Origin of the sequence: Pseudooceanicola sp. LIPI14-2-Ac024 (assembly GCF_042188925.1) — a bacterium.
GTDB lineage: Bacteria > Pseudomonadota > Alphaproteobacteria > Rhodobacterales > Rhodobacteraceae > Pseudooceanicola.
In genome coordinates, this window is sequence record NZ_CP170102.1 from 1,081,937 (window position 1) to 1,095,523 (window position 13,587).

10 protein-coding genes are annotated in these 13,587 nt (G+C 69.6%); 4 read left to right on the top strand and 6 right to left on the bottom strand.

From position 1 onward, the window contains the following. Nucleotides 1-59: 59 nt before the first annotated feature. From ACE2AC_RS05265 to ACE2AC_RS05275, 3 genes are all read right to left on the bottom strand, one after another. The gene (locus tag ACE2AC_RS05265; RefSeq protein WP_375691066.1) at nucleotides 60-2,162 is read right to left on the bottom strand and encodes a TonB-dependent siderophore receptor; all 2,103 of its coding nucleotides are present in this window, start codon (nucleotides 2,160-2,162) and stop codon (nucleotides 60-62) included. 212 nt (nucleotides 2,163-2,374) lie between these two features. Next, entirely contained in the window at nucleotides 2,375-3,280 is a 906-nt protein-coding gene (locus ACE2AC_RS05270) for a DMT family transporter (protein WP_375691067.1), read from the bottom strand. A 77-nt stretch (nucleotides 3,281-3,357) separates the two neighbouring features. After that, nucleotides 3,358-3,975 carry a LysE/ArgO family amino acid transporter gene (locus ACE2AC_RS05275; protein WP_375691068.1) on the bottom strand — a complete coding sequence of 206 codons (618 nt, stop codon included), beginning with the start codon at nucleotides 3,973-3,975 and terminating at the stop codon, nucleotides 3,358-3,360. A gap of 87 nt (nucleotides 3,976-4,062) precedes the next feature. On the opposite strand from ACE2AC_RS05275, the gene ACE2AC_RS05280 reads away from it, so the two are divergent. Continuing rightward, on the top strand, nucleotides 4,063-4,965 hold the full coding sequence (locus ACE2AC_RS05280) for a LysR family transcriptional regulator ArgP (RefSeq protein ID WP_375691069.1): 903 nt from the start codon (nucleotides 4,063-4,065) through the stop codon (nucleotides 4,963-4,965). Here the strand turns inward: ACE2AC_RS05280 and ACE2AC_RS05285 are convergent. Then, nucleotides 4,962-5,702: a YebC/PmpR family DNA-binding transcriptional regulator gene (locus ACE2AC_RS05285; protein WP_375691070.1), complete on the bottom strand. Its 741-nt coding sequence runs from the start codon at nucleotides 5,700-5,702 to the stop codon at nucleotides 4,962-4,964. The genes ACE2AC_RS05280 and ACE2AC_RS05285 overlap by 4 nt on opposite strands. Nucleotides 5,703-5,901: 199 nt before the next feature. Here ACE2AC_RS05285 and ACE2AC_RS05290 point away from each other — a divergent pair, with 199 nt between their 5' ends. The 3 genes from ACE2AC_RS05290 (at nucleotide 5,902) to ACE2AC_RS05300 (ending at nucleotide 11,023) form a co-directional block, all read left to right on the top strand. Beyond that, entirely contained in the window at nucleotides 5,902-7,674 is a 1,773-nt protein-coding gene (locus ACE2AC_RS05290) for an SLC13 family permease (protein WP_375691071.1), read from the top strand. Nucleotides 7,675-7,768: 94 nt separating this feature from the next. Then, nucleotides 7,769-9,007: an Hsp70 family protein gene (locus tag ACE2AC_RS05295; RefSeq protein WP_375691072.1), complete on the top strand. Its 1,239-nt coding sequence runs from the start codon at nucleotides 7,769-7,771 to the stop codon at nucleotides 9,005-9,007. Nucleotides 9,008-9,229: 222 nt separating this feature from the next. Further along, nucleotides 9,230-11,023: an SLC13 family permease gene (locus tag ACE2AC_RS05300; protein WP_375691073.1), complete on the top strand. Its 1,794-nt coding sequence runs from the start codon at nucleotides 9,230-9,232 to the stop codon at nucleotides 11,021-11,023. Nucleotides 11,024-11,032: 9 nt separating this feature from the next. On the opposite strand, the gene ACE2AC_RS05305 is transcribed toward ACE2AC_RS05300, so the two are convergent. After that, entirely contained in the window at nucleotides 11,033-11,746 is a 714-nt protein-coding gene (locus tag ACE2AC_RS05305) for a class I SAM-dependent methyltransferase (RefSeq protein ID WP_375691074.1), read from the bottom strand. Then, on the bottom strand, nucleotides 11,746-13,524 hold the full coding sequence (locus ACE2AC_RS05310; RefSeq protein WP_375691075.1) for an SLC13 family permease: 1,779 nt from the start codon (nucleotides 13,522-13,524) through the stop codon (nucleotides 11,746-11,748). The genes ACE2AC_RS05305 and ACE2AC_RS05310 overlap by 1 nt, the downstream gene beginning before the upstream one ends. Nucleotides 13,525-13,587 lie beyond the last annotated feature (63 nt).

Consider the following 13,587-nt stretch of genomic DNA (forward strand, 5'->3'; position numbering starts at 1 on the left):
CAGCCTCCCGTCCCGTCAAATCCGGGCCGCCCGCCGAGGGACGGGCAGCCCCAGCCGGATCACCAGCTGTAGTTCAGTGTCGCCGTGACCTTGCGCCCGTCGCCGTAGTAGTCGGTGCCGTAGTAGGTCGTGGTCACGTATTTGGTGTCGAGCAGGTTCGACACGTTCACCCGCAGCGCGACATCCTCGGTCAGGCCATAGCCGAAGGCGGCATCGATCAGGGTGTAGGCGTCGTTCTTCACGGTGTTGGCGTCGTCGCCGTAGGTCGATCCGACATAGCGCAGGCCAAGCGCCATGTTGATGTCGCCGCGGCGGCCCGCGCCGGGGATGGTGTAGTCGGCCCAGAGCGAGGCGATGTGCTGCGGTGTGCGCGCCGGGCGGTTGCCCGCGTTGCCGCCGATCCCGTCCTCGGTGATCTTGGCATCCCAGTAGGAATAGGCTGCGATCAGGTTGAAGCGGTCGGTGAGCTCCATCTTGCCTTCGAGTTCCACGCCCTTGACGTTGATCTCGCCGATCTGCTGGAACACCGCCGGCGCGACCTGCGCGGTCACGTTGGTCTGGGTCAGGTCAAAGACCGACGCGGTGAAGAGCGCGTTGAAGGCGGTTGGACGGTATTTCACGCCGATCTCGTACTGGGTGCCCTCGGTCGGGTCGTTGCCCATCCCCCAGACATCCTGCGAGAAGCTTTCCGAGTAGTTGGCATAGACCGAGGTCTCGGGCGTCACCTTGTAGGTCAGGCCCGCCCGTTTCGAGAACCGCTTGTGGCTCTCGCTGGTCGTGGTGCCCGCCAGCCGGTTCTCGACCTCGAGGTCGATCCAGTCGTAGCGCCCGCCGATGGTCGCGATCCAGTTGCCGAAGGTCAGCTCTTCCTGCAGGTAGATCGCCTTGTTGGTCTGCTTGGGCGTCCAGTCATAATAGGGATAGAGCGCGATCGTGCAGGCGTCGCTGCAGTAGTCCGGATCGGTGATGTCGATCGGGTCGACGGTGCCGAAGTAGTCCTCTTCGTTCACCTCGATGTGGCTGTATTCGACCCCCAGCAGCGTGGTGCTCTGCGCCGCACCAAAGCTGGTGTCGTATTGCAGCTGGTTGTCGATGGCGAACTGCTGGCTGTCGGAATAGACCGCAAAGGCCGTGCGGTCCGCGGTCGGATCGGACGAGGCGCCATAGACCTGCTCATAGGTCAGGTCGAAATCGCTGTAGCGCGCGTTCGAGCGGAAGGTCAGGCCGTTGCCGAAATCGTGGCTGAACTTGAGCCCGATGCCGCGTTCGATGGAATCCATCCGGTTGAACTGCGATTCCCCGAAGAAGGTGTCGCGGTCGATGCCGTAGCCCGACAGGACGCCGTTCCCCGGCACGCCGTCGCGGTTGTAGTACTCCGCCAGCACCGTGAGCGAGGTCGCCTGCGACGGTTGCCAGGTCAGCCCCGCCTGCAGGTAGGCGCGGTCGTCGTTCGATTCGTCGTAAGACAGCGCCGCATCCTGCAGCTTGGCCGTGATCCGGTAGAAGAGCGTGCCGTCCGCGTTCAGCACGTCGCCGAAATCGGTGCCGATCTCGGCATGTTTCGGGCCGACGGTGGTGTAGACCTCGCCGAACTTCAGCGGCTGCGGCGTCTTCGACACCGCGTTGATCACCCCGCCCGGCGCCGACAGGCCGAAGAGCGACGAATTCGCCCCTTTCAGCACCTCGACCCGCTCGAACCCGAACGGCTCGCGCCGGGCATAGGTCCAGCCCGCGCCCCGCTGCGGCAGCCCGTCGCGGTAGATCAGCCCGAGCGAGGTCAGGTCGAAGCCGCGGATCCGGAACCCGTCATAGCGGTCGTCCCCGCCCCATTCGTTGACCGAGACACCGGCGGTGTAGCCGATCACCTGCTCGAGGTTCTGCGCGCCGCGTGCCTCGATCTCCTTCGCGGTCACGACCGACACGGTCGCCGGCACGTCGAGGATGTCGGTGTCGGTCTTGCTGCCGCTGACCGCCTGCTGCGCCACCACGGTCTGTTCGTCGCCGCTGCCGCCGCCGTCCACGGTGATCGCCTCGAGCGGGATCGCCGCCTCGGTCGATTGCGCGGCGGCCTGCATCGGCGCGACCAGCGCGGTGCACGACAGCAGGAAGGTCGCGGTGACGGCGCGCCGGTGCGGCAGCCGGAAAGTGGCGGAAATGGTCATGTCGAGGGTCCCCAAGCCTAGGTACTGTTCCGGCTTGCTGACCCGGTCGCCACGCCGTGGCGCCCCCGCGGGATTGGCTCGCTTCGAATTTCCCGAGCGAAATACTCGCATTACCCGACCGCCGAAAGGGCAAATCCAACAATTTTGCTAAGATTTGGCGCTGACGTAGGGAAATGCGCCTGTTTCCCGCGACTTGCCTGCAAAAGTTGCGGTCAGACCTTGGTCGCCTGCGGCGGCGGGGTGACCGCCCGGCGGCGCACCTGCGCCTCGCGGAAGGTGATGAAGCTGACCGCCGCGATGATCATCCCGCCACCCAGCAGAACGTAGGGGTCGATCGCCTCGTCAAAGACGAAGTACCCCAGCGACACCGCCCAGACGAGTTGCAGGAAGGTGACCGGCTGGGTCACCGTGATCGGGGCCGCCCGCAGCGCCATGGTCATCGCGAAATGCCCCAGCGTCGCCACCAGTGCCACGCCGAAGAGGATCAGGATCGTCTCGAGGTCCGGCGGCACCCAGACCGCGACCGCCAGCGGAAAGAGTGCCACCGCGACCGACAGCGACAGCATCGTCACCACCACCACGGGGGGCAGTTCGTCCGACAGCCGCTTGGCGATCATGTAGGACACCGCGAACAGCAGCGCGGTGCCGACCATCGCGATATGACCGGTCTCGACCGCGCGCAGGCCGGGACGGATGATGATCGCCGCCCCGATCAGCGCGATGACCACGGCCGCGATCCGCCGCGCGGCCAGCGTCTCGCCCAGGAACAGGGCCGCGCCCACGGTGACGAAGATCGGCGAGAGGTAGTTGATCGCCGTCACGTCCGCGATCGGGATCTGCGCCATGGCAAAGAACCACATCGCCACCCCGGCCGCATGCAGCACGCCCCGCGTGCCGATCATGCCCCACTGGCGGCGGGTGATCCGGGTGTTCAGGATCGGCCGGATCGCGGGGATCAGGAAGACAAGGCCAAGCGCGTAGCGCAGGAACGCCGCCTCGGCCGCCGGCACGCGCGGGCCCAGGTACTTGATCCCGGCATTCACGAAGACGAAGAGCAGCCCCGACACCACCATCCACAGGATGCCGGCGACGGGCCGGTCGGAGGGCGCGTCAGTCATGCCCCCACCAACCACGGAACCGGCCGGTCGGCAAGTGAATGCATGTCATCGGCATGTTTGCGAATTTGCCCGTGGCCTCAGCCCCCCAGCACCAGCCGCAGCGCGATGCCCCACATCACCACCCCCACGCCCGCGTCCAGCGCCCGCCAGGCGACCGGTCGGCGAAAGAGCGGCGCCAGCAGCCGCGCGCCAAAGCCGAGCGCGGTGAAGAACACCAGGCTCGCCGTCATCCCGCCGAGGGCAAAGGCCCGTTTCGCCTCCCACTCCGCGCTGACCGCCCCCATCAGCACCAGCGTGTCGAGGTAGACATGCGGGTTGCCCCAGGTCAGCGCCAGGCAGACCCCCGCGACGCGGGCGAGGCTCTGCGCCCCCTGCCCGCCCGCCGTCTCCAGGCTGCCGCCGCCCTGCCAGGCGCTGCGGAACGACAGTGCGCCGTAGGCCAGCAGGAACAGCGCCCCGAACACCCGCATCGCCGGGGCCAGCCAGGGCAGCGCCGCCGTCATCCGCCCGAACCCCAGCACCCCGGCCGAGATCAGCAGCGCGTCCGACACCGCGCAGATCGCCACGACGACGCCCACGTGTTCGCGCCGCAGCCCCTGCCGCAGGACAAAGGCGTTCTGCGCGCCGATCGCGACGATCAGCGACAGGCCAAGCGCGAAACCCGCGCCGGCGGCGGCAAATTGGTCAGGGGTCATGGGGGTCTCCGTCCGTGGTCCGGCCTGACTACGGACTGGCGCGACATCAGGAAACCGCATAATCCTGATGCTGGATAAGGATTGCTAATGCTCGACCACGCCCAGCTCGCCACGCTCGCCGCCATCCTGCGCCTCGGCTCGTTCGAGGCGGCGGCAGCACAGCTGCACGTCACTCAGTCCGCCGTGTCGCAGCGCATCCGCGCGCTGGAGAACCGCGTCGGCCAGCCGCTGGTCCTGCGCGGCACGCCTTGCACCGGGACCGAGGCGGGCAAGCGCCTCGCCCGCCACGCCGAGGACATCGCCTTGATGGAGGCCGAGGTCACCGCCGAACTGGGCCAGCCCGCCGTCACCGCACGGCTGCCGCTGCGCATCGCGGTCAACGCCGACAGCCTCGCCGCCTGGGTCGTGCCCGCGCTGGCGCAGGCCCAGGCCGCGGCCCCCCACATGCTGTTCGACGTGACCGTCGACGATCAGGACCATTCCGCCGACTGGTTGCGGCGCGGAGAGGTCGTGGCCGCCGTCACCGCCTCGGCCCACCCGCCACACGGCTGCGATGCGCTCCCGCTGGGGCGGCTGCGCTACGTCGCCGCCGCCGCGCCCGGCTGGCTGGCCGAACACTGCCCGGACGGCGTCACCGGCCCGGCCCTGCGGCGCGCGACCTGCATCACCTATGACATGAAGGACAAGCTGCAACTGGCTTGGTTGGAACGCAATTTCGGCTCCGGCGCGGCACCGCCCACGCATTTCATCCCGTCCGTGCAGGGCTTCATCGACGCGGCCGAGGCCGGTCTGGGCTGGTGCCTGAACATCGCGCCCCTGGCCGACCGCGCGATCGCGGCGGGCCGGCTCGTCCCGCTCCTGCCGGACGCCCCGTTGCACACACCGCTCTACTGGCAGGTTTCGCGCCGGATGGCCCCGGCGCTGGCGCCGCTGACCCGGGCGGTCCGGCAGACCGCCGCCCGGGTGCTCGATCCGGTCGAAGGCGCCTAGAGCGCCTCCATCACCTCGTCCGAGGCTTCGAAGTTGGTGGTGACGCGCTGCACGTCGTCGTCATCCTCGAGCGCGTCGATCAGCTTCATCAGCTTCTGCAGACCCTCGAGGTCCAGCTCGGTCGTGGTCACCGGCTTCCAGACCAGCTTGGTCGACTCGGATTCCCCAAGCTCGGCTTCAAGCGCGGTGGAGACCTCGGCCAGGTCGGTGTCGGCGCAGTAGATCACGTGCCCGTCGTCCGAGCTTTCCACGTCCTCGGCGCCCGCCTCGATCGCGGCCATCATCACGGTGTCCGCATCGCCGACCGTGGCGTCATAGACCACCTCGCCCTTGCGCTCGAACATGAAGCCGACCGACCCGGTCTCGCCCAGGTTGCCGCCGTTCTTGCCGAAGGTCGACCGCACGTTCGACGCGGTCCGGTTGCGGTTGTCGGTCATCGCCTCGACGATCACCGCCACGCCGTTCGGGCCATAGCCCTCATAGCGGATCTCTTCGTACTCGTCGCCCTCGCCCGCCTGCGATTTCTTGATCGCGCGCTCGATCACGTCCTTCGGAACCGAGTTCGACTTGGCTTCCTTCACCGCAAGGCGCAGGCGCGGGTTCTTGTCGGGATCGGGGTCGCCCATCTTGGCGGCGACGGTGATTTCCTTGGACAGCTTCGAGAACAGCTTGGAACGGGCCGCGTCCTGCCGCCCCTTGCGGTGCTGGATGTTCGCCCATTTTGAATGGCCTGCCATGGCTCTCTGTCTCCGGCTTTCGTCTGCTGAGTTTGGTTGCGCGCCTCTATATGTCAGGCCGCCCCCCGCTCGCAAGGGCCGCAGGGCCCGCGCCCGCCACGTCGGAGCCGAGCGCACTGGAAGCCGCGCTGTAGGGCGGCGCGAAGGGGCGGCGAAAATAATCCGTGCCCGGGGCATGGGTCCACGCTAAGTCTCTGGCATGACTTTCGATCAGGCCGCCCTCTTCGCCCTCTTCATCGCCGTCTTCGCCATGCTGCTCTGGGGCAGATGGCGCTATGACATCGTCGCGTTTTCGGCACTGCTGATCGGCATTGCGCTCGGGCTCGTGCCCGCCGAGGACGCGTTTTCCGGCTTTGGCCACCCCGCGACCATCGTGGTGGCGCTGGTGCTGGTGGTCTCGGCCGGGCTGGTGCGCTCGGGCGCGGTCTACCTGATCACCCGCACGCTGGTCGACAGCTCCCGCCGGCTTGGTACCCATATCGCGATCATGGGCGGGATCGGCGGCGTGCTCTCGGCCTTCATGAACAACGTGGCCGCATTGGCGCTGCTGATGCCGGTCGACATCCAGACCGCGCGCAAGGCCGGCCGCGCGCCGGGCCTGTCGCTGATGCCGCTCAGCTTCGCCACCATCCTCGGCGGCATGGCCACCCTGATCGGCACCCCGCCCAACATCATCATCGCGACCTTCCGGGGCGACGCGCTCGGCACGCCCTATTCGATGTTCGATTTCACGCCCGTCGGCGGCATCGCGGCGATCGCGGGCCTCGCCTTCGTCGCGCTGATCGGCTGGCGGCTGATCCCGCAGCGCGAGGACACCGTGGTCCGCGCCGCCGACCTCGCCCAGTACGTGGCCGAACTGACCGTGCCCGAGGGCAGCGATCACGTCGGCAAGCGGCTGGGGGAACTGACCGGCGACGCCGAAAAGGCCGATGTCGCCATCATCGGCCTGATCCGCGATGGCCGCCGGCTCTACGGCAACGCCCGCAACAACCTCCTGCAGGCCGGCGACTCCATCGTGCTCGAGGCGACGCCCGAGGCGCTCGACGAATTCCGCTCGGCGCTGAACCTCGCCTTCTCGGACGAAAAGCGCGAGGAGCTGCTGACCGCCGCCGGCGACGGGCTCGACCTGCTCGAGGTCGTGGTCCCCGCCGAAAGCCGCATGGTCGGCCGCTCGGCCCAGTCCTCGGGCCTGTCGTGGCGCCAGCGCGCCGTGCTCCTCGGCCTCGCGCGGCAGGGTCAGCCGATCCGCTCGCAGATCCGCCGGACCTCGATCGAACCGGGCGACATCCTGCTGCTGCTGGTCCCCAAGGACACCGGCCCCGACGTCGCCGAATGGATGGGCTGCCTGCCGCTGGCCGACCGCGGCCTGACGGTGACCGACAACACCAAGACCTGGCTCGCCATCGGGCTCTTCGCCGCCGCCGTGGCCGTCGCCTCCTTCGGGCTGCTGGACCTGCCCGTGGCGCTCGGCTTTGTCGTCGTGGGCTACATCCTCTTCAAGATCCTGCCGCTGCAGGAACTCTACGACCACATCGAGTGGCCTGTGGTGGTCCTGCTCGGCTCGATGATCCCGCTCGGCGCCGCGCTCGAAACCTCGGGCGGGACCGCCCTGATCGCCGACAGCCTGGTCTGGCTGACCGACGGCTGGCCCGCCTGGGCGATCCTGACCGCGCTGATGGTGGTGACGATGACGCTGTCGGACGTGCTGAACAACACCGCGACCGCCATCGTCGCAGCCCCGATCGGGGTCAGCATGGCGCAGCGGCTCGACGTCTCGCCCGACCCGTTCCTGATGGCGGTCGCGGTGGCCGCCTCCTCGGCCTTCCTGACCCCCATCGGGCACAAGAACAACACCCTCGTCCTCGGCCCCGGTGGCTACCGCTTCGGGGACTACTGGCGCATGGGCCTGCCGCTCGAGGTGCTGGTGATCGCCGTGTCGATCCCCGCGATCCTGGTGTTCTGGCCGCTCTGACGGCCGCGCCGGGGCCGAGCGGCCCACATTCCGCTTGCCCCGCCGCCGCCGCTCGGCTATCCGCGCGCCCTTCCGCCAGAGGAAAGGCCGCCGGATGACCACCCCCACCCTCGCCATCGACTTCGGCACCTCGAACTCCGCCGCCGCCCTGCTGGTGAACGGCGCACCCTGGCGGCTGCCCGTCGAACCCGGGGCCGAAACGCTCCCCACGGCGGTGTTCTTTCCCGCCGACAAGGGCCGGATGCGGATCGGCTCCGCCGCCGCCCGCGCGCTCACCGCGGGGGACGAGGGGCGCTACATGCGCGCGCTGAAATCCGTGCTGGGCGATCCGCTCCTGCACGAAAAGCGCCTGATCGAGGGCAAGCGCCGCACCCTGGCCGAGGTCATCACCGCCTTCCTCATCGCGCTCCGCGAGGCGGCCGAGGCGCAGACCGGCCTCAGGTTGACCCGCGCGCTGTCGGGCCGCCCCGTGCATTTCCACACCCGCGACGCCGCCCGCGACGCCCAGGCCGAGGCCGACCTGCGCGCCTGCTATGCCGAGGCCGGGTTCGACCACGTCGATTTCCTCTTCGAACCCGAGGCGGCAGCGCTCGCCGCCCACTCCCTCTCGCGGCCCGGAGAGATCGGGATCATCGTCGACATCGGCGGCGGCACCTCGGACTTCTCGGTCTTCCGGACCGAGGACGGACGCCCCCGCATCCTCGCCAGCCACGGCATCCGCCTCGGCGGCACCGATTTCGACCAGGGCGTCTCGCTGTCCCACGCGATGCCGCTGCTCGGCCACGGCGGCACGCTCCGGCGCGAGATGGGCGAAGGCCTGCTGCCGGTGCCGAACGCGCTCTACACCGACCTTGCCACCTGGGCGCGCATCCCCTTCGTCTACGCGCCGGAGACCCGCCGCCAGGTGGCCGACATGGCCCGCCTCGCCACCGACCGTGCCGCCTTTGCACGCCTGACGACGGTGCTCGAGGACGAGCTGGGCCATGACCTCGCCTTTGCGGTCGAACGCGGCAAGATCGGCGCCAACGGCGACCAGGGCACGGCGCGCATCGCCATGGGCCTGATCGAAAAGGACCTCGCCGCCCCGATCACACGCGACACGCTGGACGCGGCGCTGGCGAAACACCGCCCCGCCCTGCGCGAGGCTGCGGCGGAAACGCTCGCCATGGCGGGCATCGCGCCCGACCGCGTGGCGACCATCGTGCTCGTCGGCGGCTCCAGCCTGATGCGCATGGTCCCGGACGAGATGACGGCGCTCTGCCCCAATGCCGAGGTCCGCATGTCCGAGGCCTTCACCGCCGTCGTTGACGGGCTGGCCCTCGCCACCGCCTAAGGCACGTCACGCACCATTCCGCCCACCCCCGCACGGCCCCTCTTGCCGCGGCGGCAGCAACCGCTATTCTCACCCCTCGGGCGTTCACCGAGCCGCGACCCCGCCGCTCCGCCCGGGAGAGACGCGCCGACCGTGGCCCGCCGGGGCCAGACGTCCGCCGCCAAAGATGACCCACACGACCCCGATGCCGTTCCGGCCCCGTCACCCCGGCCCAACCACGCCATGATCTGGTCCCTGCCCCCCGACATCGCCCCCTGGGCCGCGTTGGCCCTCGTGGCGCTGGTGTTCGTGGCCTTCATCCTCGAATGGCAGCCGCCCGAGGTCACCGCCTTCGGCGGCGCGGCGCTGGCGCTGGCCCTCGGCCTCGTCTCGACCGACGACGTGCTCGACGCGCTGTCGAACTCCGCCCCCGCCACCATCGGCGCGATGTTCGTCCTCTCCGCCGCCCTTGTCCGTACCGGCGCGCTCGAGGCCGCGGTGGCCGGGCTCTCGGCGCTGGCCACCGCGAACCCGCTGGTCGCCATCGGCGGCTTCTTCGTCGCGGCGGGCGCGTCGTCGGCGTTCATGAACAACACGCCGGTGGTCATGGTGCTGATCCCGGTGGTCATCGGGCTGGCCCAGCACGTCAAGGCAGCCCCCTCGCGCCTGCTGATCCCGCTCTCCTACGTCGTCATCCTCGGCGGCACCTGCTCGATGATCGGCACCTCGACCAACCTGCTGGTCGACGGCGTCGCCCGCGACCTCGGCCTCGCCCCCTTCGGCCTGTTCGAGATCGCCCCCCTCGGCATCTGCGTGGCCCTCGCCGGTGGCGCGTTCCTTGCGCTGGCGGGCCGCCACCTGCTGCCCGACCACGGCCCGGCGATCTCGGGCCTGACCTCGCCCGACCGGGCGTGGCTGGCCGAACTCTTCATCCCCGCCGGCAGCCCGCACATCGGCCAGCTGGCAGGCGAAGTGCCCGAACTCACGCGCGGAGGCGGCCGGGTGATGGACCTCATCCGCGGCGACCAGTCGCTGCGGGCCACCATGCTGGAAACCCCGCTGGCCGCCGGTGACACGCTGGTCGTGCGCACCCGCGACGTCGAGGTCATGGGCTTTGTCGAGGGCCACGCCCGCGGCCTTGCCATTCCCGGGCTCGAAGCCGCCCGCGCCCGATCGTCCTCGGCCATCGAGGCGCTGGTCGGTCCCGACAGCGCGGTCCTCGGCCGGACGCTCGGCCAGCTGCGCTGGCGGCGGCGCTACGGCGTCTACCCGCTGGCGGTCCACCGGCGCGGCGCGCAGATCACCGACCGCTTCTCGGACGCGCACCTTGCCGTCGGCGACACGCTGCTGCTCGACGGCGCGGCCGAAGACATCGCGCGCCTGGTGGACGAGATGCGGCTGATCGCGCTCGCCCCCTCCTCGGCCCAGGCGTTCCGCCGGAACAAGGCCGTGATCGCGGTGGCGCTGCTGCTCGGCGTGGTGCTGCTGGCGGCCTTCGACGTGGCCCCGATCCTGCCGCTCGCCATCGTCGGCGCCGCGCTGGCGCTGGTGCTTGGCTGCGTCTCGGCCGGCGAAGGCCTCGGCGCGATCGACGGGCGGCTGCTCTTGCTGATCGTGTCGATGCTGGTGATCGGCACCAGCCTCGAGAACTCCGGCGCGCTCGGCCTGATCGTCGATGCCCTGCGCCCGCACCTCGAAAACGCCTCGCCGCTGATCGTGCTGGCGGTGGTCTATGCCGTGACCTCGGTGCTGACCGAAACCGTGACCAACAACGCGGTGGCGGTGGTGATGACGCCCTTCATCGCGTCGCTCGCCGTGGCGCTCGGATACGATCCGCGGCCCTTCGTGGTGGCGGTCATGTTCGCCGCCTCGGCCAGCTTCGCCACGCCGATCGGCTACCAGACGAACACGCTTGTCTACAACGCGGGCGGTTACCGGTTCAAAGACTTCCTGCGCATCGGCGTGCCGATGAACATCATCGCCGGGGTGGCCACGGTCCTGCTGGTGCCGCTGTTCTTCCCGCTTGAGCTGCCGTGACGGCCACGGTCAGACGGGCTTGCGCCACTCCATGAGGTGGAACCACGGCGCCTCGCGGTAGCGCGCCACCCGCTCCGGCGGCCCGCTCTGCGGCGCGGGCTCGTCGAAATGCACCAGCTGCAGCCCCGCCGCCAGCAGCGCGCCCATGTAGCGCGCCATCGGGCGGTGGTGGTTGACGATCCGGATGCCGCGCCAGGCGGCCCATTCGGCCCGTTCCTCGAAATACCGCGCCACCCGCAGGTCGTCTCGGCCGTCCGGCCCGGTGACCCGGTGCTCCGGCGCGGCGGCGGTGGCAAAGGCATTGAGGTTCGCGATCAGCAGCGCGCCCCCGGGCGCCAGCACGCGCGCCATCTCGGGGATCGCCACGTCGATGTCGGGAATGTCGATCAGGGTGAGGTAGCTGACCACGAGGTCAAAGGCGCCCGCCTCGAACGGCAGCGCCTCGGCCCGCCCCTCGACATAGCGCCCCTCCGGATCGCGGCCCCGCGCGACCCCGAGCAACGCCGCCGTCGGATCGAGCCCGACGCGCTCGGCCACCAGCCCCGCCGTCATCCGGCAGAACCGCCCCTCGCCGCAGCCCACGTCCAGCATCCGCGCAAAGCCGCCGTCCCGCACCCGCGCCAGCATCGGCGCGTCCAGCACGAACTGCCGCCCGAAATCGCCCGCCGTCCCCAGGCTCTCGACCCAGGCTTCGGCCGAGCTCTCCCAGCCGTCGCCGCCCATCACAGCGGCCAGATCAGCGGGATCACGGCCGAGACGATCAGCCCCGTCGTCAGGTTCAGCGGAATGCCGACGCGCAGGAAATCGGTGAACTTGTAGCCGCCCGGGCCATAGACCAGCATGTTCGTCTGGTACCCCACCGGCGTCGCGAAACTGGCCGACGCCGCGACCATGACCGCCACCACCAGCGGCCGCGGATCGACCCCCATGGCGGCGCCCAGCCCGATCGCGATCGGCGTCACCACCACCGCCACGGCACTGTTCGACACCAGCTCGGTCAGGATCGAGGTGATGAGGTAGATCGACCAGATCACGAAGAACGGCGGCAGCCCCATCAGGAAGGGCGAGACCCCGTCGACGATCAGCGCCACCGCGCCCGACGCCTCCAGCCCCGCGCCGACCGCCAGCATGGAAAAGATCAGCGCCAACAGCGGCACGTCGATCTGGTCAAAAGCCTCGTCGGCGTCGATGCAGCGCGTCAGCAGCACCAGCGCCACCGACAGCCCCGCCAGCAGCAGGATCGGCGCCACGCCAAAGCCCGCCAGCACCACGATGCCAAAGAGCGCGGCCAGCGCGATCGGCGCCTTGTCGCGCCGGAACGCCCGCGCCGTCGGCTGCGAGACATCGACAAGGTTCATCTCCGAGGCCAGCCGCTTGATGTCCTCGGGCGCGCCCTCCAGCAGCAGCGTGTCCCCGACCCGCACGACCAGGTCGTCCAACTGCCGCCCGATGTTCTGGTTCCGCCGGTGCACCGCCAGCGGATAGACCCCGAACCGCCGCCGCAGCCGCATCGAGCCCAGCGACCGCCCGATCATCTGGCAGTCCGGCGTGATCAGCACCTCGACCGTGGTCGTCTCCACCGCCGAGATCTGGTCGACCCGCTTCAGGCTCTTGTTCCGCTGCAGCGACAGGAGCTCCGTCATCTCGGTCCGCAGCACCACGCGGTCGCCGACCTGCAGCGTCACGCTCTTCAAGTCGCGGCGCAGCGACTGGTCGCCGCGCACCACGTCGATCAGCCGCACGCCCTCGCGCTTGAACAGCTGCACGCCCGTCGCCTCGCGTCCGACGAGGTTCGATTCCGGCGGGATCACGGCCTCGGTAAAGAACTTCATCCGGCTGCGGTCCGACAGCAGGTTCGCCATGCTCGACCGTTCCGGCAGCAGCCAGCGCCCCACCAGCGCGAGGTAGAGCGCGCCCCAGATCACCACCACCACGCCAAGCGGCGTCACCTCGAAGATGCCGAAGGGATCAAGCCCGCGCGCCCGCGCGACGCCGTCCACCAGCAGGTTGGTCGAGGTCCCGATCAGCGTCAGCGTGCCCCCCATGATCGCGAAATAGCTCAGCGGGATCAGCAGCTTCGAGGCGGGGCGGTTCAACCGGCGCGAAATCTGGACAAAGATCGGGATCATCACCACCACGACCGGCGTGTTGTTCACGAAGGCCGAACAGACCACGACAAAGGCCAGCAGCCCGGCGATGGCCGACCGCGGATGGGTCGCCGCCCGCTGCTCGGCCATCTTGGTGAACCCTTCCAGCGCCCCGGTCCGCACCATCGCGCCCATCACGATGAACATCGCCGCGATGGTCCAGGGGGCCGGGTTCGACATCACCATCAGCGCGCGCTCGTAGGGCAAGAGCCCCAGCAGCACCATCAGGCTCGCCCCCGCCATCGCCACCACCTCGGTCGGGTAGATCTCGCGCACGAAGAGGATGAACATCATCACCACGACCGAGAGCGCGAGGATCGCTTCTCCCATCGGCGGAATGTCCAGAAAGGTCATCGGTCAGTTGCGTCCTGCCTGCGGTCCGTCGGGCTATCTATCCGAAGCCGCCCGCGCGGGGCA

Excerpts from the sequence above, each read along its gene's own strand:
- ACE2AC_RS05265 (WP_375691066.1), bottom strand. The coding sequence starts at position 2,162 with ATGACCATTTCCGCCACTTTCCGGCTGCCGCACCGGCGCGCCGTCACC.
- ACE2AC_RS05310 (WP_375691075.1), bottom strand. The coding sequence starts at position 13,524 with ATGACCTTTCTGGACATTCCGCCGATGGGAGAAGCGATCCTCGCGCTC.
- ACE2AC_RS05280 (WP_375691069.1), top strand. The coding sequence starts at position 4,063 with ATGCTCGACCACGCCCAGCTCGCCACGCTCGCCGCCATCCTGCGCCTC.
- ACE2AC_RS05290 (WP_375691071.1), top strand. The coding sequence starts at position 5,902 with ATGACTTTCGATCAGGCCGCCCTCTTCGCCCTCTTCATCGCCGTCTTC.
- ACE2AC_RS05305 (WP_375691074.1), bottom strand. The coding sequence starts at position 11,746 with ATGGGCGGCGACGGCTGGGAGAGCTCGGCCGAAGCCTGGGTCGAGAGC.
- ACE2AC_RS05300 (WP_375691073.1), top strand. The coding sequence starts at position 9,230 with ATGATCTGGTCCCTGCCCCCCGACATCGCCCCCTGGGCCGCGTTGGCC.
- ACE2AC_RS05295 (WP_375691072.1), top strand. The coding sequence starts at position 7,769 with ATGACCACCCCCACCCTCGCCATCGACTTCGGCACCTCGAACTCCGCC.
- ACE2AC_RS05275 (WP_375691068.1), bottom strand. The coding sequence starts at position 3,975 with ATGACCCCTGACCAATTTGCCGCCGCCGGCGCGGGTTTCGCGCTTGGC.
- ACE2AC_RS05285 (WP_375691070.1), bottom strand. The coding sequence starts at position 5,702 with ATGGCAGGCCATTCAAAATGGGCGAACATCCAGCACCGCAAGGGGCGG.
- ACE2AC_RS05270 (WP_375691067.1), bottom strand. The coding sequence starts at position 3,280 with ATGACTGACGCGCCCTCCGACCGGCCCGTCGCCGGCATCCTGTGGATG.